At 64.9% G+C, this 25084-nt stretch carries 29 protein-coding genes; 9 read left to right on the top strand and 20 right to left on the bottom strand.

What is annotated here, in order from left to right; translation table 11 throughout:
* Positions 1–6: 6 nt before the first annotated feature.
* Complete coding sequence (locus IB229_RS17875; protein ID WP_192331255.1) at positions 7–1254, bottom strand: ABC transporter substrate-binding protein; 1248 nt, start codon at positions 1252–1254, stop codon at positions 7–9.
* Between the two features lie 111 nt (positions 1255–1365).
* Complete coding sequence (locus tag IB229_RS17870; RefSeq protein ID WP_192331254.1) at positions 1366–2868, bottom strand: CoA-acylating methylmalonate-semialdehyde dehydrogenase; 1503 nt, start codon at positions 2866–2868, stop codon at positions 1366–1368.
* 117 nt (positions 2869–2985) lie between these two features.
* Here IB229_RS17870 and IB229_RS17865 point away from each other — a divergent pair, with 117 nt between their 5' ends.
* Positions 2986–3867: an AraC family transcriptional regulator gene (locus IB229_RS17865; protein WP_192331253.1), complete on the top strand. Its 882-nt coding sequence runs from the start codon at positions 2986–2988 to the stop codon at positions 3865–3867.
* Positions 3868–3897: 30 nt separating this feature from the next.
* On the opposite strand, the gene IB229_RS17860 is transcribed toward IB229_RS17865, so the two are convergent.
* Positions 3898–4542, bottom strand: coding sequence for a TetR/AcrR family transcriptional regulator (locus IB229_RS17860; RefSeq protein ID WP_192331252.1), 645 nt, complete (start codon positions 4540–4542; stop codon positions 3898–3900).
* 77 nt (positions 4543–4619) lie between these two features.
* On the opposite strand from IB229_RS17860, the gene IB229_RS17855 reads away from it, so the two are divergent.
* The gene (locus tag IB229_RS17855) at positions 4620–5726 is read left to right on the top strand and encodes a DUF2855 family protein (RefSeq protein WP_192331251.1); all 1107 of its coding nucleotides are present in this window, start codon (positions 4620–4622) and stop codon (positions 5724–5726) included.
* A 1-nt stretch (position 5727) separates the two neighbouring features.
* On the opposite strand, the gene IB229_RS17850 is transcribed toward IB229_RS17855, so the two are convergent.
* From IB229_RS17850 to IB229_RS17835, 5 genes are read right to left on the bottom strand one after another with little or no spacing between them, the layout of a single operon-like run.
* Positions 5728–6087 carry a Rho-binding antiterminator gene (locus tag IB229_RS17850; protein ID WP_192331250.1) on the bottom strand — a complete coding sequence of 120 codons (360 nt, stop codon included), beginning with the start codon at positions 6085–6087 and terminating at the stop codon, positions 5728–5730.
* 9 nt (positions 6088–6096) lie between these two features.
* A complete protein-coding gene (locus IB229_RS17845) occupies positions 6097–6351 on the bottom strand; it encodes a DUF2024 family protein (protein WP_192331249.1) in 255 nt (84 codons plus the stop codon).
* Complete coding sequence (locus tag IB229_RS21955; RefSeq protein ID WP_225579171.1) at positions 6351–6686, bottom strand: hypothetical protein; 336 nt, start codon at positions 6684–6686, stop codon at positions 6351–6353. Before IB229_RS21955 ends, IB229_RS17845 begins: the two co-directional genes overlap by 1 nt.
* Positions 6687–6689: 3 nt before the next feature.
* Complete coding sequence (locus IB229_RS21950; protein WP_225579170.1) at positions 6690–7091, bottom strand: hypothetical protein; 402 nt, start codon at positions 7089–7091, stop codon at positions 6690–6692.
* 9 nt (positions 7092–7100) lie between these two features.
* Positions 7101–7331: a glutaredoxin domain-containing protein gene (locus IB229_RS17835; protein WP_192331248.1), complete on the bottom strand. Its 231-nt coding sequence runs from the start codon at positions 7329–7331 to the stop codon at positions 7101–7103.
* A gap of 130 nt (positions 7332–7461) precedes the next feature.
* Here IB229_RS17835 and IB229_RS17830 point away from each other — a divergent pair, with 130 nt between their 5' ends.
* Entirely contained in the window at positions 7462–8031 is a 570-nt protein-coding gene (locus IB229_RS17830) for a MarR family winged helix-turn-helix transcriptional regulator (RefSeq protein ID WP_192331247.1), read from the top strand.
* A gap of 8 nt (positions 8032–8039) precedes the next feature.
* Here the strand turns inward: IB229_RS17830 and IB229_RS17825 are convergent, their stop codons facing one another.
* Both IB229_RS17825 and IB229_RS17820 read right to left on the bottom strand, forming a co-directional pair.
* Positions 8040–8891, bottom strand: coding sequence for an HDOD domain-containing protein (locus tag IB229_RS17825; protein WP_192331246.1), 852 nt, complete (start codon positions 8889–8891; stop codon positions 8040–8042).
* A gap of 106 nt (positions 8892–8997) precedes the next feature.
* Positions 8998–9411 carry a PaaI family thioesterase gene (locus tag IB229_RS17820; RefSeq protein ID WP_192331245.1) on the bottom strand — a complete coding sequence of 138 codons (414 nt, stop codon included), beginning with the start codon at positions 9409–9411 and terminating at the stop codon, positions 8998–9000.
* A 199-nt stretch (positions 9412–9610) separates the two neighbouring features.
* On the opposite strand from IB229_RS17820, the gene ung reads away from it, so the two are divergent.
* Positions 9611–10309 (top strand): uracil-DNA glycosylase, encoded by a 699-nt coding sequence (gene ung / locus IB229_RS17815; RefSeq protein WP_192331244.1) that lies wholly within the window; start codon positions 9611–9613, stop codon positions 10307–10309.
* On the opposite strand, the gene IB229_RS17810 is transcribed toward ung, so the two are convergent.
* The 6 genes from IB229_RS17810 to IB229_RS17785 form a co-directional block, all read right to left on the bottom strand.
* Positions 10269–11153, bottom strand: coding sequence for a DUF6279 family lipoprotein (locus tag IB229_RS17810; RefSeq protein WP_192331243.1), 885 nt, complete (start codon positions 11151–11153; stop codon positions 10269–10271). The two genes, ung and IB229_RS17810, sit on opposite strands and share 41 nt — an antisense overlap.
* Before the next feature lie 240 nt (positions 11154–11393).
* The gene (locus IB229_RS17805) at positions 11394–12422 is read right to left on the bottom strand and encodes an AbrB family transcriptional regulator (RefSeq protein ID WP_192331242.1); all 1029 of its coding nucleotides are present in this window, start codon (positions 12420–12422) and stop codon (positions 11394–11396) included.
* Entirely contained in the window at positions 12415–13929 is a 1515-nt protein-coding gene (locus tag IB229_RS17800) for a tripartite tricarboxylate transporter permease (RefSeq protein WP_192331241.1), read from the bottom strand. The genes IB229_RS17805 and IB229_RS17800 overlap by 8 nt, the downstream gene beginning before the upstream one ends.
* 4 nt (positions 13930–13933) lie before the next feature.
* A complete protein-coding gene (locus IB229_RS17795; protein ID WP_192331240.1) occupies positions 13934–14389 on the bottom strand; it encodes a tripartite tricarboxylate transporter TctB family protein in 456 nt (151 codons plus the stop codon).
* 65 nt (positions 14390–14454) lie between these two features.
* Complete coding sequence (locus tag IB229_RS17790) at positions 14455–15429, bottom strand: Bug family tripartite tricarboxylate transporter substrate binding protein (RefSeq protein WP_192331239.1); 975 nt, start codon at positions 15427–15429, stop codon at positions 14455–14457.
* Positions 15430–15461: 32 nt separating this feature from the next.
* Positions 15462–16727, bottom strand: a complete 1266-nt coding sequence (locus IB229_RS17785) for an OprD family porin (protein ID WP_192331238.1) — start codon at positions 16725–16727, stop codon at positions 15462–15464.
* A 195-nt stretch (positions 16728–16922) separates the two neighbouring features.
* Between IB229_RS17785 and IB229_RS17780 the strand changes: the two genes are divergently transcribed.
* Both IB229_RS17780 and IB229_RS17775 read left to right on the top strand, forming a co-directional pair.
* Complete coding sequence (locus IB229_RS17780; RefSeq protein ID WP_192331237.1) at positions 16923–17594, top strand: response regulator; 672 nt, start codon at positions 16923–16925, stop codon at positions 17592–17594.
* The gene (locus IB229_RS17775; protein WP_192331236.1) at positions 17587–18981 is read left to right on the top strand and encodes a sensor histidine kinase; all 1395 of its coding nucleotides are present in this window, start codon (positions 17587–17589) and stop codon (positions 18979–18981) included. The genes IB229_RS17780 and IB229_RS17775 overlap by 8 nt, the downstream gene beginning before the upstream one ends.
* 9 nt (positions 18982–18990) lie before the next feature.
* Here the strand turns inward: IB229_RS17775 and IB229_RS17770 are convergent, their stop codons facing one another.
* The 3 genes from IB229_RS17770 to IB229_RS17760 all read right to left on the bottom strand — a co-directional run bounded on the left by IB229_RS17770 (position 18991) and on the right by IB229_RS17760 (position 21744).
* Positions 18991–19743 carry a substrate-binding periplasmic protein gene (locus IB229_RS17770; protein ID WP_192331235.1) on the bottom strand — a complete coding sequence of 251 codons (753 nt, stop codon included), beginning with the start codon at positions 19741–19743 and terminating at the stop codon, positions 18991–18993.
* A 114-nt stretch (positions 19744–19857) separates the two neighbouring features.
* The gene (locus IB229_RS17765) at positions 19858–20694 is read right to left on the bottom strand and encodes an HDOD domain-containing protein (protein ID WP_192331234.1); all 837 of its coding nucleotides are present in this window, start codon (positions 20692–20694) and stop codon (positions 19858–19860) included.
* Between the two features lie 108 nt (positions 20695–20802).
* Complete coding sequence (locus IB229_RS17760) at positions 20803–21744, bottom strand: YgfZ/GcvT domain-containing protein (protein ID WP_192331233.1); 942 nt, start codon at positions 21742–21744, stop codon at positions 20803–20805.
* A gap of 119 nt (positions 21745–21863) precedes the next feature.
* Between IB229_RS17760 and IB229_RS17755 the strand changes: the two genes are divergently transcribed.
* Positions 21864–22118 carry a succinate dehydrogenase assembly factor 2 gene (locus tag IB229_RS17755; protein ID WP_192331232.1) on the top strand — a complete coding sequence of 85 codons (255 nt, stop codon included), beginning with the start codon at positions 21864–21866 and terminating at the stop codon, positions 22116–22118.
* Positions 22102–22554 (top strand): protein YgfX, encoded by a 453-nt coding sequence (locus IB229_RS17750; protein WP_192331231.1) that lies wholly within the window; start codon positions 22102–22104, stop codon positions 22552–22554. Before IB229_RS17755 ends, IB229_RS17750 begins: the two co-directional genes overlap by 17 nt.
* Here IB229_RS17750 and nadB read toward each other — a convergent pair.
* Positions 22523–24139 carry an L-aspartate oxidase gene (gene nadB, locus IB229_RS17745; RefSeq protein WP_192331230.1) on the bottom strand — a complete coding sequence of 539 codons (1617 nt, stop codon included), beginning with the start codon at positions 24137–24139 and terminating at the stop codon, positions 22523–22525. The two genes, IB229_RS17750 and nadB, sit on opposite strands and share 32 nt — an antisense overlap.
* 354 nt (positions 24140–24493) lie before the next feature.
* On the opposite strand from nadB, the gene rpoE reads away from it, so the two are divergent.
* The gene (rpoE, locus tag IB229_RS17740) at positions 24494–25075 is read left to right on the top strand and encodes an RNA polymerase sigma factor RpoE (RefSeq protein ID WP_192331229.1); all 582 of its coding nucleotides are present in this window, start codon (positions 24494–24496) and stop codon (positions 25073–25075) included.
* The last annotated feature ends 9 nt before the right edge of the window (positions 25076–25084 follow it).

Here is a 25084-nt window from a genome sequence, read left to right as displayed (position 1 = left end):
GGGCCCTCACTGCAATGTCGGTGGTTGCTTGGCGGCGCGCCGCTCGGCCTGCCATTCGGCAAGGCTGGGCGCGGCTTGTTCGCCGTCCAGCTGGTGGACGATCTCGAAGTAGTCCTGGTGCAGGCCGTCCTTCATCACCTCGGCGCGCGGCTTGACCCGCACGGCATAGACCGTCTGCACGTTCTGGTGATCGAAGGCGCGCCATTGCTGCGGGCCCTTGAGCAGGCTGTAGCTGTGGCCTTCCAGGGCCTTGATCAGGGTTTCGCTGTCGAGGCTCTTGCTGCGCGTGGCGGCATCGGCCCACTGGTAGACGATGCTGTAGGCGGAGGCGGCGGAGCTGGAAGGGTAGACCCCGTTGCGTTCGGTGAAGTTGCGCACGAAGGCCTTGCCGGCCTCCGAGCCTTCGCGCTCGGGCACGGTCCAGGTCCAGGGCTCGGTGCCCAGTACGCCGGCCATCAGGCTCGGGCCGGCCTGCTCGATGATGCCCTGGGTCAGGTTCGGCGCGACAATCTGCGTGCTCTTGGTCAGGCCGAGGGTCTCGGCGATGCGCATGGCGCGCACCAGGTCGTCACCGAACAGCACGAGCACCAGCACGTCGGGTTTGCTCGCGGCGGCCTGGGTCAGGGCGTTCTGGTAGTCGGAGAGGCGCGCGCCGGGGAATGGCACCTTCACGCCGGGGTTGTTGGCGGTGTCCTGGGTGGCGGTGGTTTCGCGCAGCGAACTCTCGCTGGTGGTGCCCCAGGTGTAGTCGGCGGTGACGTAGAAGTAGCGCTTGCCCGGCAGGGTCTTGGCCAGGTACTGGCCGAGTACGCGGGCGCTCATCCAGGCGCTGTTGCACTCGCGGAACAGGTAGCGGTGGCCGTCCTTGCCGGTGGTGTCGTTGGAGTAGGTGAGGGTGCCGAAGTAGAGCAGGCCACGCTGCTGGGCGCGCTTGCCGGCGGCGATGGCCACCGCACTAGAGGCTCCGCCGAAGAGCATCGCCGCGCCTTCGTCGGCCAGCTTGTCGACGTTCTTCACCGCCTTTTCCGGGCGCGAGGCACTGTCGTAGCTGGACAGGCGCAGCGGTCGACCGAGTACGCCGCCCTTGGCGTTGAGCTCGTCGATGGCCAGCAGGGCACCACGCATCTGGGCCAAACCTTCCTCCTTGTAGTTGCCGGTGCGCGGGTAGTTGAGGCCGAGGGTGATCGGCTCAGCAGCCTGTACACAGGCAACGAGCCCGGCCCACAGGGCCAGGCAGGCAGTCAGTCGTTTCATCGTGATCCTCCATGTTCTTGTTATGTTGCTGCCGACTGTGAGGCCGCAACGCGCGAGGAGGCATTCTCTTTTGGTCGTATGACGTGCTGCATTGCAGTGCGTCAAGGAATCTCACTTGAGCTGAATGGTCATGTTCGGCCCCAGTGCGGTGCTTGCCGCGTCGTCGTCGAACCAGCGGCTGGTGACCGTCTTGGTCTCGGTGTAGAAACGCACCGCCTGCTTGCCGTAGGCGTGCAGGTCGCCATAGAACGAGCCCTTCCAGCCAGTGAAGGAGAAGAACGGCAGCGGCACCGGGATCGGCACGTTGATGCCGACCTGGCCCACTTCCACAGCGTGCTGGTAGCGCCGCGCCGCGCCACCGGAGCGGGTGAAGATCGAGGTGCCGTTGCCGTAGGGGCTGGCGTTGACCAGTTCGATGGCCTGCTCCAGGGTGTCGACTTCCATGCACACCAGCACCGGGCCGAAGATCTCCTCGCGGTACAGGCCCATCTTGCTGGTCACGCCACGGAACAGGGTCGGGCCGAGCCAGTTGCCGTTCGGATAGCCTTCGACCGTGCACTGCGAACCGTCGACCAGGCACTGCGCCCCCTCGGCCTTGCCCTCGGCGATCAGGCGCAGCACGCGCTGTCTGGCCTGCTGGCTGATCAGCGGGCCGTAGGCGGCGCTCGGGTCTTTCCAGTAACCGGGTTTGAGGTCGGCAATCTGCGCGGCGAGGTCGTCGATCCAGGCTTTCGAATCACCGACGAACACCGCCACGCTGATCGCCATGCAGCGCTGTCCGGCCGCGCCACAACTGGCGCCGAGCAGGTTGCTGATGACCTGGTCCTTTGGCGCGTCCGGCATGATCACCATGTGGTTCTTCGCCCCGGCGAAGGCCTGCACGCGCTTCAAGTGCTGGGTGCCGGTGCGGTAGATGTGCTGGCCCACCGGCACCGAGCCGACGAAGGAAATGGCGCGGATGTCTTCGTGGGTGAGCAGGGTGTCGACCACCTCGCGGGCGCCATGCAGTACCTGCAGCACGCCTTTGGGTGCGCCAGCTTCGATAAACAGTTCGGCCAGGCGGTTGGGGGTCAGCGGGTCCTGCTCGGACGGCTTGAGGATGAAGGTGTTGCCGCAGGCGATGGCCAACGGAAACATCCACAGCGGGATCATCGCCGGGAAGTTGAACGGGGTGATGCCGACGCATACGCCCAGCGGCTGGATGTAGCTGGCGGTGTCGATCTCGCGGGCGACGTTCTCCACCGTCTCGCCCATCATCAGGCTGCAGATATTGGCGGCGTGCTCGGCCACCTCGATGCCACGCCAGACATCGCCCTTGGCATCGGCAAAGGTCTTGCCGGTTTCCGCGGCGAGGATTTCCGCCAGTTCGTCGTGGTGTTCCTTGAGCAGGTGCTGGTAGCGCAGCATCAGCCGCGCGCGTTCTGGCACCGGCACTTCGCGCCAGCTGAGGAAGGCCGTCTTGGCGCTGGCGATGGCCGCTTCGATTTCCTCGTGCGTAGCCTTGGGCGCCAGGGCCAGGACTTCCTGGGTGGCAGGGTCGGTAACTTCGATCAGTTCGCCGGCCTGGCTGGCTTGCCATTGACCATCGATCAACTGGGGGATCACACGGGGCATCGCGGGCCTCCTGATTCTTGTTTTGTGCCCCTTTATAGCCAGTGAAGGCGACACTGTGGATTGACGATCTTGCGTCAAGGATGGACGATCTTGGCATTCAGTCTGCGGAGCGGGACCTTGAGCACCCGAGTGGAAACCTCCAACTGGCCGCTGCCGGCCAACGGTGTGCGCTTCGTCACGCCGCCGCGCCTGCGTCGCGTGTTGGCCCGCCATGCGTTGTCCAGTGGCTGTTATCCGCTGGCTCTGGGCTTTTACCCGGAAGCCGCGGGGCACCGCATGCAGCGCCCGCAACCGGACGATCACCTGCTGATTTACTGCCGCGCCGGGCGGGGCTGGCTGCAGGAAGAGGATGGACGATTGGAGGTCGGCGGCGGCGACTTGCTGCTGTTGCCCAAGGGCCAGGCACACACTTACGGCGCCGATGCCGAGCGGCCCTGGACGATCTACTGGGTGCATTTCGACGGCGCCTTGTGCGAGGACTTCCTGCGCCTGCTCGGCCCCGCACGGTTGCGCCGGATCGGCCTGCAACCGCGCCTGCTGGCCGACTTCGAGGCGCTCCTCGGCCTGCACCGCCAGGGCCTGAACCCGGCGCACTTCCTCCATGCCGCGCACCAGTTGCAGGCGCTGCTCAGTTCGCTGGCGGTACTGCCGGCGCGGGCCAAGCTGAAATCCGGGCGGGTGCTCGACGTGGACGCGGTGCAGGCGGTGATGCGCGCGCACCTGCATGGCAGCCTCAACCTCGACGAGCTGGCGGCGCAGTTCAAGCTGTCGCGCTTTCACTTCGCCAAGACCTACCGCGCGCTGACCGGCCACGCGCCGATCGAGGACTTCATCAACCTGAAGATGGCTCACGCCTGCCGCCTGCTCGACCAGGGTGCGGCGCAAGTGAAGCAGGTCGCCGAACAGCTGGGCTACGACGACCCCTACTACTTTTCCCGGCTGTTCAGAAAGGTGGTGGGGATGGCGCCCAGCCATTACCGGGCGCTGCACCAGGGGTAAGAGGTTTGGGCGCGGTGTAAGCGGTGGGATCTAGGCCCCGTCTGCCACCGAGTTGCTGATTGCCAACTGACAGAAGCGCTCCATCTGCTCCGCCCAGCGCTGCATGCCCGGTTGATCCAGTTGCAGCAGCAGGGCGTAGCGGCGGCCGCCCCATACGGCCAGGTGCAGCGCGTCGATGGTGGCCGGGTCGGGCATGGCGGGCAGATCGGCGGCAGCATCCAGTACGCGGCGCCAGATGCCGCGCATTTCTTCGTAGGCGCGTTGCTGGTGTTTCTGCTCGGCAACCTGCGATTCCAGTTCGAGCATGTCCGGGTGGAACCAGTTCTGGTTGCCCTCCACGCCGGAGAGGATGCGCACCAGCTTGCTCACCCGCGCCTGCCAGCTCAGGTCGCCGGGCTGCACCGCTTGCACTTCGATGGCCTCCAGCAGGGACTCGATGCAGTGGCGCACGTAACCCGAATGCAGGGCGTGCTTGCTGGGGAAATAGTCGTACAGGGTGCCCACCGCGACCCCGGCCTCGAGGGCGATGGCGCGGGTGGTCAGGCGCTTCCAGCCATCGCGCTGCCAAATCCGAACATAGGTGTCGAAGATCGCCTGCACGGTGACCTTCGCCCGCGCCTGGGTCGGGCGCTTGAGCGGTTTGGCGCGGCTTTCGGCAGGTGCTTTGCTGGTCATGGCTTTCCGAACCCGTCAGTCAGCGGCACAGGCTACAGTCATTTCTCCGTCGTTTCACGCCCTCAAGGTTCGCCCTCATGACAGTGATCAGCCAGCTCCAGAACAACAAAGCGGACATGCAGCAGACCCGCATCCACACCCAGCCGCTGCCGACCCTGCAGCCCGGCGAGGCGCTGCTGCGCATCAGCCGCGTGGCCCTGACCACCAACAACATCACCTACGCCGCGTTCGGTGAAACACCGCACCTGCGCTACTGGGATTTCTTCCCCACCGGCGCGGCCGAGTGGTTCCACATGCCGGCCTGGGGCTTTGCCGAGGTGGTCGAGACCACCGTCGAGGGCATTGCCAAGGGCGAGCGCTTCTACGGCTATTGGCCGATCGCCAGCCACGTGGTGATGAAGCCGGTGCGCATTGGCGAGCGGGGTTTCTACGATGGTGCCGAGCATCGCCTGCAACTGACCTCGGCCTACAACCAGTACCAGCGCATCAGCACTGACGCGGCCTACCGGGCGGCGGACGAGGACTATCAGATGCTCCTGCGTCCGCTGTTCATCACCTCATTCATGCTCGCGGACTTCCTCGACGACAACGACTTCTTCGGCGCACGCCAAGTGGTGGTATCCAGCGCGTCGAGCAAGACTGCCTACGGCACTGCTTTCTGCCTGGAGAGCAATCCGCGCGTCGAGCTGATCGGCCTGACCTCGGCTGGCAACACCGGCTTCGTCGAGGAACTTGGCTGCTACGCCCGCGCGGTTGAATACGCCGATGTGGAGAAGCTCGATCCGTCGCTGCCGACCCTGTACGTGGACTTCTCTGGCAACCGCAGCCTGCGCGCGCGGGTGCACCAGCATTTCGGCAGCGCCCTGGTGCACGACTGCTACGCCGGCTCGGCGCAGAGCCACGAGCACATCGGCGAGGCGGACATGAGCCTGCCGGGCCCGCAGCCGCAGCCGTACTTTGCCCCGTACCAGATCAAGAAACGCAACGCCGACTGGGGCCCGGAGGAGGTGACGCGCCGGTTCAACGAGGCGCAGCTGGCGTTCATTCGCCGCGTCAGCGACCCGCAGCACGCGTGGATGCAGATCAACCAGCACGCCGGTCTGGACGCGGCGCAGCAGCTGGTGGAAGCCCTGATCGCTGGCGACATCGACCCGCTGGCCGGCCATGCCGTGCTGCTCGACTGATTCATCTGCTCAAATCAGCCAGCCAGACAGCAGAAAACCACGACCCGTGAGGGCCGTGGTTTTTTGCTGTAACGACTGCGAAATCAGATGGCGCAGATAGGCCATTGAGCTCGACACGTCCGAAGCGGCCGTTGGCGATCAGCGGCGTGATCGCCAGCAACTGGTCCAGGCGCACCTCGCAGGGGCCGTCGTCCCGGAGCAGGACGAAGAACTCCTCCTTGGCGGCGTTGGTTCGTGTGGTCAGCGCCTTGGCTTCGAAGCTCGAGCCGTCTACCTGTTCGACCAGCAACCGGTAGCCGTACAGACAGGCGATCTCGAGGTAGTCATGCAGATCGCAGTTGAGGGGCTGATACGCGTCCATGTCGTGCTCCTAGCAGCCTTGCAGCGGGATGATGTAGTAGCCCTGTTTGTCGATCGACTCCGCCACCGCCGGGGTGGCGAACTCGCTGTGACAGAACTGGCATTCGCTCTGCGCGATGTCCGCCTCCTGTACACCTTGGCGGGCCAGCCAGCTGCGGGCGAACTGCCCGGCTTGCGCCGAGTCGCCACCACTGGTCAACACATCGAAATGTAGATAACGACCGTCACTCGTGCGTACGTGGGTGTCGAAAACTTTCACGTTCATCACTGCTTCTCCTTGAGTTTCCAGGTGCCGGGCAGGGACAGGTCGCCGGACGCCACGTCCCACACACTGCTCACGCAGAGCAGCGGGTTGTGCAGGTCGGCGTTGACCTTGAGCGCCGCGGTGACGCCGTCGTAGTTGAAGCTCTGCGGGAAGCCAACGGCGGCCAGCGGTACGCGGATCTGCGCGGCGTCGTTCTGCACGCTGAGGTCGTAGCCGGGCGAGTCGATGTAGATCGGCGCGCCGGGCCAGGTCGCCGGCAGCTTTGGCTTGGCACCTTCGGGGATGTCACGCACCTTGAGGCCGCTCGGGCCGCAACTGGCGTCCTTGGTCAGCACTACCTAGTGCGAGTGCCAGAGGCCACCGTCGTTGTCCTTCTTGCCGTCGCCGTTTTCATCCAACTGCGGGGTGTCGTCGAAGTCCGGGTGCGAGGTCAGTGCCAGGGCGAGGATGCCCGAGCCCTGCTCGAAACCCACCGAGCCGCTGTCCAGGCTGGTCGGCCAGACGTAGCTATAGACCTCGGCCTTGGCGAAGCTGCCGGTGGCGGACGGGATGCGGCTGCCGGCCTTGCCGTCGACCAGTTGTTCGAACACCAGGTTGTCGCCTTCGCTGAAGACGCGGGTGTGAACGAGATCGAAGGCGGCGTCGGCCTGGCCTTTTTCACTGTGGATGCCGCCCGGGCCGTGGGCCCAGACCTGGCTCGCCAGCAGTGCGCTGAGGGCGAATACGAAAGGGGCTTTCATGGCAGCCCCTTATTTCAGGTCGGCGATGGCGGCGCCGAAGTTCAGGTGCAGCACCTGACCGTCGACCACCAGTGCCGGAACCGACTGCACGCCGGCCGCTTCGGCTTCGGCAACACGTGCCGGGATATCGCCGAGGTGAATGACGTCGACCTTGACGCTCGGGTCGAGCAGGTTGAGCAGGGTCTGTTCAGCCGATACGCAAACGGGACAGCCGGCATGGTAGAAGCGTGCGTTGGTCATTTCCTAATCTCCTGAAGTGCTGGTAGTAATGATTTGGTATCGAATCGATACTGATGCGAAGGCTACTCTCGTTCGCTTCTTTGTCAATATGGTTTTTATTCGATACTATTTATCGACAGGAGTGATTCCCATGACCGGCACTGCACTATTCGATCTGTTTGAACGGCTCACCAGCCTGATGCGGGTGTGGAACCGCCAGCACCCGCTGCTGGCGGATCTGCAGCCGATCCAGGTCAGTGCGTTGCTGTATCTGGCGCGCTGCAACCATTACTCGAACACGCCGCTGGCGGTGACCGAGTACCTGGGGCTGACCAAGGGCACGGTGTCGCAGTCGCTCAAGGCGTTGGAAGGCAAGGGCTTGATCGTCAAGGCACAGGACCCGCGGGACAAACGCAGCGTGCACCTGGAACTGACGGCGCCGGCGCTGGATCTGGTGGCGGCGATTGCGCCCCCGGCGTTTCTCACCGAAGCGCTGGCGCAGATGGGCGATCAGGCGGTGCAGCTGGAGCGGCTGTTCGGCACGTTGCTACGCACCATCCAGCGCAATCAGGATGTGCCGGGCTTCGGCCTGTGTCACAGCTGCCGCTTTCATGAGCAGCGAGATGGCCAGCCGTTCTGCGGGCTGACCCAGGAACCGCTGGCGCCTGCGGCCATCGAGTTGATCTGCCGCGAACACCAGCCGCTCGACAAGGCCGGTTGAGGCGGGCGTCAGACCATGCCCTTGCCGCCGAGCAGTTTGAACCAGAAGCTCACATTGCCTTCCAGTTCGGTGCGCAGGTCGGCCGGGCCGAGTTCCTCGGCGCGTTCGCCCAACAGGTTGTGCCAGGCCGGCAGGCGCAGCAGCAGGGCATCGTCGAGGCTGTTGTCACTGAGCTGGCGGGCGACCTGCACCACGTCCAGCAAGTCGGCCGGGCCACTGTGCTGGCGCGTCCAGTCCGAGCGATAGCGGGCGCAGTCGATGAACAGTTCGGGCAATTTCCAGGTGCTCAGGACGATCACCCCGGCATCGCCGGAGAGCTGGTTGCACAGGGCCTGCAGCTCCTCTTCCGAAGGCGTCTGCTCGAACCAGTTTTCCACTTCCTCGAGCAGCGACAGGCTGCCGATATCCTGCACCAGGCCGCCGAGCATGGCGTCCTCCAGTGGCAGCTTGGTCAGTTGCTGGGCCAGGCAGGCGCTGTAGGCGGCGCAGAGCAGGGCCTCGTTCCAGCGGGCTCGGAAGACCTTGATCAGCCCCGGGTCCTGCTTGGTGAACAGGTGCTGCACGGTGAAGATCATCACCAGGTTGTTGAGCCGCTGCATGCCGAGCCGCGAGACCACTTCCTGCAGGCCGCCGGACTGACGCGCACCGCGCAGCAGCGGACTTTCGGCAAATTGCAGGAGGTAGGCGGCGAGCGGCGGATTGCTGTGCAGCAGGCGCACCACCTGCTCCAGCGACACATGCTCTGAGGCCAGCAGCTTGCGCAGGCGCAACGAGGTTTCCGGCATTTGCGGGACCTTGGCGTTGCCTTGCAGAAAGCTGAAGTAGAGGGAGAATTTAAGGCTTTCGTTGCGCTGTTCCATGCCTGAGGCCTCGGGGCGATTCACAGGACAAGCGTAGAGCGCTTTTGTCCGTGGCGACTGTCAGTCTGACGGACGCTCCCCGAGAGGCGGCGTACTTGAGCCTCGCTCAGACCCTTGCGATGGTCGCCAGGCCTGTGGCGACGAGCTTTTCCACGCCATCCTTGACCGCGAACACATCGGCGCGGCACACCGCCTGGCGCTGCCCGGCCTTGAGCACCTCACTGCGACAGACCAGGCGTTCGCCGAGCGCCGGGGCGAGCAGGTTGAGCTTGTACTCGCTGGTGACCACATCGCCGACCATCGAGGCCGCTGCCCAGGCGCAACCACTGTCGACCATGAAGCCGACGACTGCGCCGTGCATGTAGCCGTGGTGCTGGCACAGGTCGGGGCGGCTGCGAACCTGCAGGCTGACCTTGCCTGGCGCAAAGTCGAGCAGTTCGGCGCCCAGTAGCTGGGCGAAGGTGGAGTGCTCCAGGGCTTGTTCCAGGCGTTCGCGGCTGATACCGGTGGCAGTGCTCATGCGGTGTGCTCCAGACAGGGAGCCTGCAGTCTTGGCCGACTTTCATCCGCCTGCCATGCGCATCCACAGGCGTGATGGCCGGGCATCAGCAGGGCGGGGCGGACGTGCAGTGGTGCTGACGTGGTTTCGCGGTCTGCGCCTTGACTTGTTCTGGCGCCTTGCCTAGCGTGCCGCTTTCGTTTTTTCAGCAGGAACGCCCATGAGCGCCGACGACCGCATCAAACTCGAACCGGGCTGGAAAGATGCCCTGCGTGACGAGTTCGACAAGCCCTACATGACGGCACTGAGCGATTTCCTGCGGCGTGAGAAGGCGGCCGGCAAGGTGATCTTTCCGCCGGGACCGATGATCTTCAATGCGCTGAATTCCACACCGCTGGATCAGGTGAAGGTGGTGATCATCGGTCAGGACCCGTACCACGGGCCGGGCCAGGCCCACGGCCTGTGCTTCTCGGTGCAGCCGGGCGTGCCGGCGCCGCCGTCGCTGGTGAACATCTTCAAGGAGCTGCACCGCGACCTGAACCTGCCCATTCCCGCCCACGGCTATCTGCAGCGCTGGGCGGAGCAGGGCGTGCTGCTGCTCAACACCTCGCTGACCGTGGAGCAAGCCAACGCCGGCTCGCATGCCGACAAGGGCTGGCAGCCGTTCACCGACAAGGTGATCGAGGCGGTCAATGCGCGGCCGGGCAACCTGGTGTTCCTGCTCTGGGGCGCCCATGCGCAGAGCAAGCAGAAGCTGATCGACGCCACTCGTCACCTGGTGCTGAAGTCCGCACATCCGTCACCGCTGTCGGCCTATCGCGGCTTCCTCGGCAACGGCCACTTCAGTCGCACCAACAAGTACCTGGAGCAGTGCGGCCTCACTCCAATCGACTGGCAACTGCCGGCGCTGCCGGCTTAGCACAGGCCAGTTCGGCGATGTTCTTGCGCAGGCCGCCGAGGCTGGCCTGTAGCTTGTCGCGCTGGGCCGCGTCGGCGTTGTTGATCAAGTCGGCGAAGAGCATCGCCAGTTGCGTCTGCGCGTTGTCGAACTGCTGGCGATAAGCCGGCGTCCACAGCTCGTGGCGCTGTTGCAGCAGTTGCGTGATGCGCGTGGGGAAGCTGGCTTCGTTACGCGCGCGCAGGGCGGCGATGAACTGATCGCGCCAGTGCCAGCGGTTGTCCAGCCAGGCGCGGTTCTGTTCGCCGAGATTGCGTGACCACAGTTCCACGCGTGCCTGCTGCAGCGGCGACAGCTTGCCGAACCAGGGTTGCAGGCGGTCCTCCATGCGCTCCACGCGTTCGTCGATCTGTTCCTGCAGCGGAATTTCCAGATAGTCGGCGGTCATCTCTTGGCGCTCCTTGGCGAAGCGCGCCTGCAACTCGTCCACCTGCTTGTCGCTGAGCGTCTGCAGCAGCTCGATGCTGGTGGGGGTGATCTGCTCGGCGATGGCGTCCACCGCCACGCGGAATTCGTCGAACTGCGCCTCGAACTGCTGGGGTTCGACGTGGGATTGCGCGGCCAGCTCCTGGGTGCGCTGCAGCCACGACGAATAGCTGGGCAGCTGGGTGCTGCAATGCCAGCGCAGGTGCTCTTCGAGGCGCGGCTTGAACAGGCCTTTCTGCTCGCGGTCGAGGGCGACGTAGTCGCTCAGCGACCAGGGAATGATTTTGTCCAGGTTGCGGTAGCCCACGTCCAGGCGGCTGCAGGCGCCCAGAAACAGGCACAGGCAGAGCAGGGGAAGGGTCCATTGACGCAGGCGCATGGCGGGCTCGCAGAGTGGCTGTCGTAAGAAGATAGAGCAGCGCGAGGGGCCTGGTGTTCCCGCGACATGCCCGGTCACACCTTCGCCAGGCAGACGGCCAAGTGCCGTAGGGTGCGTCGCGCTCACCGCGGGCGAGACCGAGCGGCAATACCGCTACGCACGGCGCACCCTACAAAAAAAACGGCAAAAAAAGACCCGCGCGAGGCGGGTCAAACGTGGGTCGAGGAACAATCAGGTGGGTCAACCGCTGCGCCGCTGCCAGAGACGGAACAGCGGTTCGGCGAGAAACAGCACCAGCAGCAGGCGCAACACCTGCAGGGCGGTGACCAGCGGCACGGAGAGCATCAGCGTCTCGGCCGTCAGGCTCATTTCGGCGATGCCGCCGGGCATCATGCCGAGGGTCAGCGAGCGGATATCCAGCTGCGTCAGCCAGCCCAGGCCCAGCGCGCAGGCGGTGGCGGCACCGATCATCAGCGCGGTGCCGAGCAGCGTGCGGGCGAGGAAGGACGGCGCGCGGCGGAAGAAGGCGCGGTCGAAGTGGCAGCCCAGGCCGCTGCCGATCAGCAACTGGCCGACCTGGCTGGCGCCTGGCGGCAGACCGCTGTGCAGGTCATAGAGAATGCTGGCGCTGGCACTGACCAGTAGCGGCCCGAACAGCCAGGGGTTGGGTTGCCTGAGGCGCTGCCAAAGCAGAGCCAGCAGCCCGCCGGCGGGAACCAGCAGGGCCAGCCAGAGCCAGTCCACCGGCACCTCCGGGTGCGTCGCCGGGCCATCGCCGAGCAGCAGCTTGAATACCGCCGGCACGCAGAGCACCACGGCGACCACGCGCAGGCTTTGCGCCGCGGCCACGCGCGCAGCGTTGGCGCCATTGCGCTGGCCGAGGTTGACCATCTCGCCCGATCCACCCGGCATGCAGGAGAAGAATGCGGTGGCCGGGTCTTCGCCGGTACGCCGCAACAGCCATACGGCGATGGCGCTGGACAGCGTTGTGAACAGCGCGCCGAAGAGGATCAGCCAGAAATGCGCCAGCACCTGCTCGACCACGGCGGGGGAGAAGTGCAGGCCGATGCCGATGCCAATGATCCATTGCCCGGTCTTGCGCCCGCCCGGCAGATCACGGATCAGCCAAGGCGTGCTGCAGCGGAACAGAATCACCGCCACCAGCGCGCCGATCATCCACGGCAGCGGCCAGTGGGCGAGGCTGGCGAGCAGCCCACCCACCGCGCCCACCAGGGGCGTTGGCCACCAGGCGCGCCAGCCGTCAGGCATCGGCCAGCTCCTGGGGTTGTTTGGCACGACGACGCCAGATGCGCACCAGCGGCACGGCCAGCATCACCAGCACCAGGGCCCAGGTGCCGATGGCGATCGGGCTGGACCAGAGGATGCCCAGCTCGCCGTTGGAGATCGACAGCGCGCGGCGCAGGTTCTGCTCCATCAGCCCGCCGAGGATGAAGCCCAGCAGCAGCGGCGACAGCGGGAAGTCGAGCTTGCGCAGGATGTAGCCGAAGATGCCGATGGCGACCATCAGGAACAGGTCGAAGGTGGTGGCGTGCACGGCGTAGACGCCGATCGAGGTGATGATCGCGATCACCGGCACCAGCACCCAGTTCGGCACGTTGAGGATGCGGGTGAACAGGCGAATCATCGGGATGTTGAGGATCACCAGCATGATGTTGGCGATGAACAGCGAGGCGATCAGGCCCCATACGATGTCAGGCTGGTTCTGGAACAGCATCGGCCCGGGGGTGATGTTGTACAGCGTCAGTGCGCCGATCATCACCGCGGTGGTGCCCGAGCCGGGTACGCCGAGGGTCAGCATCGGCACCATGGCGCCGCAGGCGGACGCGCCGATGGCGGTTTCCGGGGCGGCCAGGCCGCGCATGTCACCCTTGCCGAACTTGCCTTTGTCGCCAGCTAGCTTCTTCTCGGTCATGTAGGCCACGGCACTGGCCAGGGTTGCACCAGCGCCCGGCAGCACGCCGAGAATGAAGCCCAGCAGGCCGCAGCGGATGTTAACCACGAACACCGACGCCGCTTCCTTGAAGTTGAACAGCATGCGCCCGGTGGCCTGTACCGCGACATGGCCGTGGTGGGTTTTCTCCAGCAGCAGAAGGATTTCGCTGACCGAGAACAGGCCCAGTACCAGCACGACGAACTGGATGCCGTCGGCGACATGGATGCTGTCGAAGGTGAAACGGTACACGCCACTGTTGGCGTCGATGCCGATGGTCGACAGGAACAGGCCGAGCAGGGCGGCGATGAAGGTCTTCATCGGTTTGTCGCCGGCCATGCCGCCGAGGGCGACGATGGCGAATACCATCAGCACGAAATACTCGGCCGGGCCGAAGGCAATCGCCCACTTGGCCAGCAGCGGGGCGAACAGGACCATGCCGCAGGTGGCGATGAACGCGCCGATGAACGAACTCCAGGCGGACAGCGACAGGGCCACACCGGCCATGCCCTGACGGGCCATCGGGTAGCCGTCGAGGGTGGTCATCACGGTGGACGCTTCGCCCGGGATGTTGAGCAGGATGGAGCTGATGCGCCCGCCGTATTCGCAGCCCAGGTACACGGCGGCAAGCAGGATCAGCGCCGACTCCGGTGGCAGGCCGAGGGCGAAGGCGACCGGGATCAGCAGGGCCACGCCATTGATCGGGCCGACGCCCGGCAGCAGGCCGACGACGGTGCCGATCAGGGTCCCGACCAGTGCGGTGATCAGGTTGTACGGGGAGAGGGCAACGCCGAAGCCCTGGCCCAGGTAGCTCAGAGTGTCCATGTGATTACTCCAGGAAGTCGAGGGCGCCCAGCGGCAGCGGTACGTCGAGGGTCTTGTCGAACAGCAGGTACAGGCCGACGCTGATCAGCAGCGCGGCGATGGCACTGGGCAGCCAGCGGCCGCCGTACAGACGCGCCATGAACACGCCGGCCAGGCTGCTGGAAAGGATGAAGCCCAATGGCTCGAACAAGGCGGCGTAGACCAGCAGCAGGGCGATGCAGGCGCCGACCTTGCGCAAGGTGGCGGCGTCCAGCGGTTGCTCGTCGTGCGTGTGCTCGATGGGCGTGGGGCGCAGGGTCAGCCAGAGCAGCGCGGCGCCCATCAGCCCCAGCATCAGCAGGGGAAAGGCACGCGGGCCGACCGGCTCGTAGGAGAACGCGGCGTGGTAATCCCAGGCCAGCACGGTAAAAACCAGGCATGCGACGAGCCAGCCCAGACTGAACAGGCGTTGAAAAAGCATGGTGAGATCCTCGCGGAGTGGGGCGCGGAGGGCCGGCTGGCGGAGTGCTCAGCCGGCGTTGAGGCTTACTGCGTCAGGCCGAATTCCTGGGCCATCTGCTTGTAGTCGCGAACGCGGGTCTTCACGTAGGTGTCCAGTTCCTCGCCGGTCATGGCAAAGGGGAACAGCTCGCGCTGGTCGCGCAGCTTGGCGAACTCCTCGGAGGCCAGCAGCTGGTCGAAGGCAGCCTTCCACCAGGCGTAGTCCTCGTCGCTGACTTTCGGCCCGAGGTAGAAACCGCGCACCACTGGCCAGTTGATGTCGTAGCCCTGTTCCTTGGCGGTGGGGATGTTCGACTTGTCTTCGCCTGGCAGGCGCTCTTCGGAGAGTACGGCGAGGATGCGCATGTTGCCGGCGAGGATGTGCGGCATGGAGTCGGAAATGTCGGTACTGCCGACCTGGATGTGCCCGCCGAGCAGCGCCGTGGCGATCTCGCCACCGCCTTCCAGGGCGACGTAGCGCAGGTTGCGCGGGTCGATGCCGGCGGCCTTGGCCAGCAGCGCGGTCTGCATCCAGTCCTGGCTGCCGACGGTGCCGGAAGAGCCGATCACCACTTTGCCCGGATCGGCCTTGAGCGCCTTCACCAGGTCATCGAGGTTCTTGTACGGCGAGTCGTTACGCACGGCGATGGCGCCGTAGCTGGTGCCGATGCCGGCCAGCCAGCGCACGGCATTCTCGTCGAAACGGCCGAACTTGCCCTGGGCTAGGTTGAGCAGCGAGCCGCTGGACCAGGCGGTGATGGTGCCGGCGTCGCCCGGACGCTGGGCGACCACCGCGTTGTAGGCTACCGCGCCGACACCGCCGGGCATGTAGGTGACGCGCATCGGCTTGCTCAGCAGCTTGGCTTCCATCAGCGCGCTTTGCGCCAGTTTGCAGGTCAGGTCAAAACCGCCGCCAGGGGCAGCCGGGGCGATGCACTCGGGGCGTTTCGGTTCGGCCATCAGCTGGCTGGACAGCAGCGCACCGCAGGTAAGCAGGGCAATTCGGGACAGGGCTTTCATGAGGCGTTCTCCACTGGAGTTTTTATTGTGGCTTACCAGATGGCCAGGCTGTAGCTGACGATCACACGGGTTTCGTCGGCGTCGCGGGCAATGTTGGAGCGGAAGCTGGCGTTACGCAGGCGCACGGAGAGGTCCTTGAAGGTCCCGCTCTGCACCACGTACTTGAACTCGCTGTTGCGCTCCCACTCGCGGCCTTCCTCGTCGCTGCCGGTGATCTGTGCGTTGTCGCCGCTGATGTAGCGGGTCATGAAGCTCAGGCCGGGCACGCCGAGGGCGGCGAAGTCGTAGTCGTAACGGGCCTGCCAAGAGCGCTCGTCAGCGTTGGCGAAGTCGTTGATCTGCACGAAGTTGACGACGAACGGGTCGCTGCCGTCGAGGTAGGCGAAACCGGTGTCGCCGCTCATGTGCTGGTAGCCGAGGCCGAACTTGTGCCCGCTCTGGGCGTAGCTGACCATACCGTTCAGCGCGCGGTTGTCGACTTCACCGGCGTTGGCCGCGCCGACATCGTCGCTCAGCGCCAGGCGCAAGTCGGCGGACAGCGTGCCGCTGCCCAGCGGCTGGCTGGCGAGCAGGCCGAAGAAGTGCTGGCGGTAAACGTCGTCGAGTTCGGCGAAGAAGTAGCGCCCGGTGAAACCCTTGGCGAACTGGTAGTCGAGGCCGGCGAGGTCGTAGTGGTCGCCCGTGGCGGCACGGGCGAAGCGGCGGTTCTTGTTGTTCAGGGCGATGTCTTCGGAGTTGGTCGACGCGCGGTCGATCACCTTGTCCAGGCGCCCGCCGGTGAAGGTCAGGCCCTGCAGCTCGCTGGAGGTCAGCAGGCCGCCTTCGAACACTTGCGGGGTCAGGCGGCTGTCGCTGGCCTTGACCACCGGCAGTTCGGGCACGTGCGAGCCGTAGCGCAGCTCGGTTTCGGAGACCTTGACCTTGGCGGTCAGGCCGAGCTTGCTGTATTCGTCCGGGGTGCTGCCGTCATCGTGTACCGGCAGCAGGTCGGTGCCGCTGCGGCCGGGGCCGGAGTCGAGCTTGATACCGAGCATGCCGAGGGCGTCGACGCCGAAGCCGACGGTGCCTTCGGTGTAGCCGGACTGGATGTCGAGGAGGAAACCCTGGCCCCATTCTTCGCGCTTGTTCTGGCCGTCGCCTTCGCGGAAATCACGGTTGAGGTAGATGTTGGTGGCGGTGAGGGTAGCGCTGCTGTCTTCGATGAACGCGGCCTGGGTGGCCGGGGCGAGGGAGCAGGCAAGCAGGGCAAGGCTGAGGCGATGTGCAGGCGGCAACGCCTGCCGGATGGCAGTACGCATCTGTGGTCTCCAATTCTTGTTTTTGTCTCCCCGGCGCAACCACGCGACCGGCGATTTATGGGTGGTTCTAGCCACCCTGGAGCGATGCTAGGACGCCAAGCTTTCGCCAACCTTTCAGCGTGAAAGAAAGTTTTCGGAGCCCGTTCCGTCGTTACAATCAGCCCACAAGAACATGCTTTTGCGGAGTCTGCTGCCATGCGCGTCCTGCTCGTCGAAGACCATTTGCCCCTCGCCGAAAGCGTGGCCCAGGCCTTGCGCAGCGCGGGTCTCAACGTCGATGTGCTGCACGATGGGGTGGCCGCCGAGCATGCCCTGGCCAGTGAGGATTACGCCCTGGCGGTGCTCGATGTCGGCCTGCCGCGGCTCGATGGCTTCGAGGTGCTGGCGCGCCTGCGCGAGCGCGGCAAGGTGCTGCCGGTGCTGATGCTGACTGCCCGTGGCGAGGTCAAGGACCGCGTGCACGGCCTTAACCTCGGTGCCGACGATTACCTGGCCAAGCCGTTCGAGCTGTCCGAGCTGGAAGCACGGGTCAAGGCGCTGCTGCGGCGCAGCGTGCTCGGCGGCGAAACCCAGCAACGCTGCGGCGCGCTGGTCTACGACCTGGGCACGCGCCGCTTCACCCTCGACGATCAGGTGCTCAGCCTGACCTCGCGCGAACAGTCGGTGCTGGAGTCGCTGATCGCCCGTCCCGGCCGGGTGATGAGCAAGGAGCAACTGGCCGACCAGGTGTTCGGCCTGGACGAGGAGGCCAGCGCCGACGCCATCGAGATCTACATCCACCGTCTGCGCAAAAAGCTGGAGGGCGACACGGTGCGCATCGTCACCTTCCGCGGCCTGGGCTACCTGCTGGAAGCGGTCAATGCTTGAGCCGCGTGCCGGCAGCCTGCGTGGGCGCCTGCTGCGGCGCTTGGCCGCGCTGCTGACGATTCCGCTGCTGATCGGCAGTGTCAGCGCCTATTGGAATGGTCGGGAAGTGGCCGACTCGGCCTACGACCGCACGCTGCTGGCCTCGGCGCGCACGATCGCTGCCGGCCTGTACGCCGAAGACGGCACCCTGCGCGCCGACGTGCCCTATGTGGCGCTGGACGTGTTCGCTTACGACAGCAGCGGGCGCATCTTCTACCAGGTGCTCGACCTGCAGGGGCGCCTGGTCTCCGGTTACGACAACCTGCCGGCAGCGCCGCCCGGCACCGAACGCACCAATGATTACCCGGCGCTGGCACGTTTCTACGATGGCGAGTACGACGGCGTGGACGTGCGCGTGGTCAGCCTGTTGCAGCCGGTCAGCGAGCCAGACATGAACGGCATGGCCGAGATCCGCGTGGCGGAAACCGAGGGCGCCCGCGAGCGCATGGCGCGAAGCCTGCTGCTCGACACGCTGTGGCGCATGGGCCTGCTGGCGCTGATCACCCTGGCCCTGGTGTGGCTGGCGGTGAGCGCTGCGTTGCGCCCGCTGGAGCGCTTGCGCACGGCGGTCGAGGAGCGCCAGCCGGATGACCTGCGACCATTGCCGATGGTCGCCGCGCAGGATGAGCTGCGCCCGCTGGTGGCCACGCTCAACCACTTCACCGAACGCCTGCGCCAGCAGTTCGAGCGCCAGGCGCAGTTCATCGCCGATGCCTCCCACGAATTGCGCACGCCGCTGGCTGCGCTCAAAGCGCGGATCGAACTGGGCCTGCGCGAACGCGAGCCGGCGCTGTGGCACAGCACCTTGGAAAAAGCCGCGCAGAGCACGGATCGGCTGACCCATCTGGCCAACCAGCTGCTGTCGCTGGCGCGCATCGAGCGCGGCGCGCGGGCCATCGCCGAGGGCGGCGCCGAGCGCGTCGACCTCGGCTCGCTGGTGCGTGAACTGGGCCTGGCGCTGGCGCCGCTGGCGCACCAGCGTGGCATTGCTCTGGCGCTGGAGGCCGAGGAGGGCGTGTCCATTCACGGTGAAACCACGCTGCTCAACGAGCTGATCTACAACCTGGTCGACAACGCCCTGGCGCATACGCCCCAGGACGGCAACGTGGTCATGCGCGTGCTGGCGCCGGGCATTCTCGAAGTCGAGGACGACGGGCCGGGGATTCCCCGGGAGGAGCGGGACAAGGTCTTCGAGCGCTTCTACCGGCGCTCGCAGCAGCGTGGTGGCGCGGGGCTTGGTCTGGCCATCGTCGGCGAGGTGTGCCGTGCGCACCGGGCGTCCATCGAGCTGGAAGAAGGCGCGCTTGGCGGCCTGCTGGTGCGCGTGGCGTTTCCGTCGTTGCGTTGAAACTGGGCGTCAGGGCAGGGCGCTGAGCGGTTGTTGCACGTCGAGCAGGTACTGGGACACCCGGCCACTGTCGCGCAATGTCTTCAGGCCGCGGTTGAAGCGCTCCAGCATGGCTTCGTTGCCTGGCGCCTGGCGTGACAGCAGCAGGTGCAGGCTGTCGTCGCGCAGCGACTGCGGGTGAAAGGTCAGCTGTGCGCGTTCTTCACGGCTGAAGTTGCCGCGCAGCAGGTCGAAGGCCACCACCTTGTCCATTGGCATCACGTCCAGGCGCCCGGCTAGCAGCATGCGCAGGCCCTGTTCCTCGTTGCTCAGGCGTTTGACCTGCAAGTGCCCGCTGCGCTCGCCGGCCTGGAAGTCTGCGCCGTAATCGTAATCGATGGCCGCACCGATACGTCGACCCTGCAAATCGTCGACGGTCTGCCAGTCGAAGGGCTGATCCTTGCGGTGAAACAGGTAGTAGTTGCTCTCGACCACCGCATCACTGACGAAGAACGCCTGTTCGCGTTCGGGATTGTGTCGCCACACGGCTGCACCGGCGCTTTTACCAAGCTCGGCACTCTGCAGGGCCCGGGCCCAGGGGTAGAACATCCACTGCACCTCGATGCCTTCGCTGGCGAACGCCTCGCTGACGATGCGCGAGGCCACGCCCTGGTGCGGCAGTTTTTCGCCCATGTACGGGCTCCATTCGCCATTGGTCAGGCGAATGGTTTCGGCGTGTACGGGGAGTGCGAGGGCTACGGCGAGGAGTAACAGCAGACGCATAACGGGATTCCTTCACCAGGCGGAATACAAGGTCAGGTGACCTTCGCGCGGTACCCCGGCGGCGCTGTCACTGCCGGGGACTTTTCATAGCGTAGTGCGGAATCGAAGGGCTGCTTACTGCAGCATGCTGGTAGCAGCTTCCATGGCGGCCGAGAGGTCTTCGTCCTGCTGCATGTCGACGTTCGGATCGAGGCCGAGTTTGGCGAAGGCCGGAATGGTGCTCCAGTCCAGCTGGGTATAGGGGTGTTCGCTGCCCAGGTAGCTCTGCAAGGTGGCGACCTGGACGATGTCCACGTAGTCGACCTTGGCCGAGTCGCGGGTGAAGTCCAGGTGCTGGCCCGGCACCGCAGCGATCTGCTCGGAGAACTCCCAGGCACGCAGGATCTTGTCGCCGATGATCGGGTGGATGCGCTCGATCACGTGGTTGAGGCTGATCGAGTCGGCCAGCAGCTCGCTGTGCTCTTCGGCGTAGGTCAGGATCGGCAGGATGCCGATCTGGTGCACCAGGCCGGCGAGGGTGGCCTGGTCCGGCATCAGGCGGGTGTAGTGCTTGCACAGAACGTGGCAGATGCCGGCGATTTCCGTGCTCTTGTTCCACACTTCGCGCATCTTGCGGTCAATCACGTCGGACGTGGCCTGGAACATCTGCTCCATGGCCAAGCCAGTGGCCAGGTTGCAGGTGTAGTTGATGCCCAGGCGGCTGACCGCCATCTGGATATCGGTGATTTCCTTGTTGGTGCGCAGCAGCGGGCTGTTCACCACCTTGACGATGCGCGCGGTGAGCGCCGCGTCGTTGCCGATCACCTTGGCCAGATCCGGAATGCTGATGTTCGGATCTTCTGCCGCTTCGCGGACCTTCAGCGCCACTTCGGGAAGGGTCGGCAACACCAGCTCATCGTTTTCGATGGCGTGGATCAGTTCCTGTTGGACTTTTTCGGCAAGCTTGCTCATTTCGGCTCTCGTGTAGCGTTTTCGCCGCGGATGGTGCCGAAGCGATCATTGGTCAGATTGTGCCGGGTTGTACCTTGTTTCCACCGGGCCATGCATCCAGTTTTTGCGTCAGCGCTGGATTTCGCGATCCACGTCTATTGCGTACGGCAGCGTCAGCAGGCTGAGTGGTACGCCGTCCACGGCGCCGAGGGCGATGCGGCCGTCGTTCACCGCGTCTTCCTGGAGCACGGCGAGCACCTCGATCTGCTCCTGATCCTGGGCCGCCAGCACCACTTCACCGACGCTGGAACCGTGGACCGGTGAGAACAGTTGGCTGCCGATGGCCGGCAGTTCGGCACTGCTCAGGCTCAGGCGATAGAGACGCCGCTTGAGCTTGCCGAGATACTGCATGCGCGCGACGATTTCCTGACCGGTATAGCAGCCCTTCTTGAAGCTCACGCCGCCGAGGGCGGGCAGGTTGATCATCTGCGGAATCAGCTGCTCGCGGGTGGCGCCGAACACCTGGCCAATGCCGGCGCGGACCTGGGCCAGCAGCCAGTCGTTGAGCGGTGCTTCTCGCAGTTGTGCGGCCAGGCGTGCGTGCAGGGTGTCGGCCTGCTCGGCCGGGGCCCAGAGTTCGGCGCGGCCGTCGGCCAGGCGCAGGGCGATCAGGCCATGGGCGCGGGTCACGCTGTCGGTGCCGGCCGGCAGGTCGAGACCGAGGCTGACCAGTACGCCATCGCCGTCGCTCAGACCGAAGCGCACCCAGCGAACGGTTTCGTCACTGAGGGTGGATTTGGAAAAGGCGGCGTACTTCTTCAGTTCCGCCAGTTGCGCCTCGATCAGCTCGCTGGCCATCGCCAGGAGGAAACCATCGCCCTCCACCACGACGCGAAAGCTCGACAGCATGCGGCCTTTGGGCGTGCAGCGCGCGCCGAGGCTGCTGGTGCCTTCATTGAGGTAGTTGAGGTTGCAGGTCAGCTGGCCCTGGAGAAACTTGGCGGCGTCCGCGCCACGCACGGCGAGCAGGGATTCATGGGTCAGGGTGCAGAAAAAAGCAGAGTCGGCCATTGGCTATCGCAGGTAGGAGAGTCCGGGGACTCATCATAGAGCCGGTCCGCCGGCTTGTCAGCGGGTGCCGAGCAGGGCATCGCTGGTTATACTGCGCACCTTCTTACAGGAGCCGATTTATGGCCGACGATATCGAACTGAACCGACTCTACTGGCACAGCCGCCGCGGCATGCTGGAGTTGGACGTACTGCTGGTGCCCTTCGTGCGCGAGGTCTACGCGACCCTGGAGGCCGAGGACCAAGAGCGTTATCGCAAGCTGCTGGAGTGCGAGGATCAGGACATGTTCGGCTGGTTCATGCAGCGCGAAGAGCCGCAGGACGAGGATCTGCGCCGCATGGTTCGCATGATTCTGGATCGTGTCCAGCCCAAGTAATCACTTCGAATGTCGCTGGCAGGCCTCATTGCTGCTGGCGACGCTGTATGGCCTGGCGCAGCTGCTGGCGCTGATCACCCTGACAATTCTGCCACTCCCGATCTGGCTCGCCGGCTTGGGCGTGCTCGGTTGCGCGCTGCATGCCGGATGGGTGGTGCCGCGCCACATCACCTGCAGGCATCCACAGGCGTTTCGTGGCTTGCGCCGCGACGACAGTGGCTGGCAGTTGTGGAGCGAGGCGAACGGCTGGCAGGCGGTGCAGTTGCGCCGCGACAGCGTGGCCCTGCCGCTGGTCGTGCTGTTGCACGTCCGCGTACCGGGCGAGCGTTGGGCACGCGGCCTGTGCATCCCGTGTGACGCGTTGCCGCGCGAGGCGCACCGGCGGCTGCGTGTGCGCCTGCAGTTCAGTCGGCGTAGATGGGCGGCACCAGAATAGTGTCGCGCGCCTCGGTTTTTAGCCCCGGGTAGTCGAGGGTGTAGTGCAGGCCGCGGCTTTCGTGGCGTTGCATGGCCGAGTCGATCATCAGCTCGGCGACCTGGGCCAGGTTGCGCAGCTCGATCAGGTCGCGGCTGACCTTGTAATTGCTGTAGAACTCGTCGATCTCGCCCAGCAGCAGGCGCACGCGGTGTTGCGCACGCTGCAGGCGCTTGTTGGTGCGCACGATGCCGACGTAGTCCCACATGAAGCGCCGCAGTTCATCCCAGTTGTGCGCGATGATCACGTCCTCGTCCGAGTCGGTCACCTGGCTGGCGTCCCAGGTCGGCAGGTCGAGCGGCATCTGCACACGGTCCAGCTGGCGAACGATGTCCGCCGCCGCTGAGCGCGCGTAGACGAAGCATTCCAGTAGCGAGTTGCTGGCCATGCGATTGGCGCCGTGCAGGCCGGTGAAGCTGGTTTCGCCGATGGCATACAGGCCGGGCACATCGGTGTGGCCGTGCTGGTCGACCAGTACACCGCCGCAGGTGTAGTGCGCCGCAGGCACCACGGGAATCGGCTGTTGGGTGATATCGATGCCGAAACCCAGGCAGCGCTCGTACACGGTGGGGAAATGCGCCTTGATGAACTCGGCCGGCTTGTGGCTGATGTCGAGGTACACGCAGTCCACCCCCAGGCGCTTCATCTCGTGGTCGATGGCGCGGGCGACGATGTCGCGCGGGGCCAGTTCTTCGCGCGGGTCGAAGCGCGGCATGAAGCGCTCGCCATTCGGCAGTTTGAGCAGCGCGCCCTCACCGCGCAGCGCTTCGGTGACGAGGAAACTCTTGGCTTGCGGATGGTACAGGCAGGTGGGATGGAACTGGTTGAACTCCAGGTTGCCGACCCGGCAGCCGGCACGCCAGGCCATAGCGATACCGTCGCCGCAGGCGCCATCCGGATTGCTGGTGTAGAGGTAGACCTTGGCTGCGCCGCCCGTGGCGAGGATCACGAAGCGCGCGTGGTAGGTGTCGACCTCGCCGGTCTGCCGATTCAGCACATAGGCGCCCAGACAGCGGTTGCCCGGTTGGCCCAGCTTGCGCTCAGTGATCAGATCGACGGCCACGCGCTGTTCGAGCAGCTCGATATTGTCGCGCTCGCGAGTCTGTTGCAGCAGGGTGTTGAAGATCGCCGCGCCAGTGGCGTCGGCCGCATGAATGATGCGGCGATGACTGTGGCCGCCCTCGCGGGTCAGGTGAAACTCGAAACCGCCGTCTTCGCGTTCGTGCTCATCGTCGCGGGTGAAGGGGACGCCCTGGTCGATCAGCCACTGGATGGCTTCTCGGCTGTGTTCGACGGTGAAGCGCACGGCATCTTCGCGGCACAGGCCGGCACCGGAGTTGAGAGTGTCCGCCACGTGCGAATCGATGGTGTCGGTGTCATCGAGAACCGCAGCCACGCCACCCTGCGCCCAGTAGGTTGAGCCATTGGCCAGGTCACCCTTGCTCAGCACGGCAATGCGCAAGTGCGCCGGCAGGGTGAGCGCCAGCGTGAGACCAGCAGCACCGCTGCCGATGACCAGGACGTCGTGTTGGTAATGTTGGCTCATTGACTGGGGGTTTCCGCAAAAGGGCGGCGCCTAGTATATAGGTGGGGTCGGCGTCACAATAGGCGCACATGGCCCTGCAAAATCGAGAATGAACTTTTCTCGAGCGGCCACGTTCAATACCAGTCACGAATAACGGAACAGTACCGAACAAGGCCGGTTTGGCGGGTTTGGTCCGTTAGGGAAGATTATCCAGCAGTAGGGCAGGCGGCTCTGCTGCGTAATTTCGTGTCAGCGCATCAGGCGCTGCAGAAAGCTTGTACGGAGGGGAGAACTTTTGCTTAACGCCCGAGTCTATCTTGGCAGACCGATTCACTGGCCGGCGCAGAACTCCTCCGGAACCCAAGAGGAGTATCCATGCTAACGCAGGAAGACGATCAGCAGCTGGTCGAAAGAGTCCAGCGCGGCGACAAGCGGGCCTTCGATTTGTTGGTGCTCAAGTACCAACATAAGATTCTCGGTTTGATCGTGCGTTTCGTGCACGACAACCACGAAGCCCAGGATGTCGCGCAAGAGGCTTTTATCAAGGCGTATCGCGCCCTTGGTAATTTCCGTGGTGATAGTGCGTTTTATACATGGCTTTATCGAATCGCCATCAACACGGCGAAGAATTATCTGGTCTCGCGTGGTCGTCGGCCACCAGACAATGATGTAAGTGCCGAGGATGCAGAGTTCTACGATGGCGATCACGCCCTCAAGGACATCGAATCACCGGAACGCGCAATGTTGCGGGATGAAATCGAAGCCACCGTGCATCGGACCATTCAGCAATTACCAGAAGATTTACGCTCGGCACTAACTCTGCGTGAATTTGATGGTCTTAGTTACGAAGACATTGCGAGCGTGATGCAGTGTCCGGTTGGTACCGTGCGGTCGCGAATTTTCCGAGCGCGCGAGGCTATAGATAAAGCCCTGCAACCTTTGTTGCAGGATGCCTAAGACAGCGGC

Source organism: Pseudomonas sp. PDM14 (genome assembly GCF_014851905.1).
Lineage (GTDB): Bacteria > Pseudomonadota > Gammaproteobacteria > Pseudomonadales > Pseudomonadaceae > Aquipseudomonas.
Note: the sequence above shows the minus strand (reverse complement) of the source record. Positions and strands in the feature narration are given on the sequence as shown.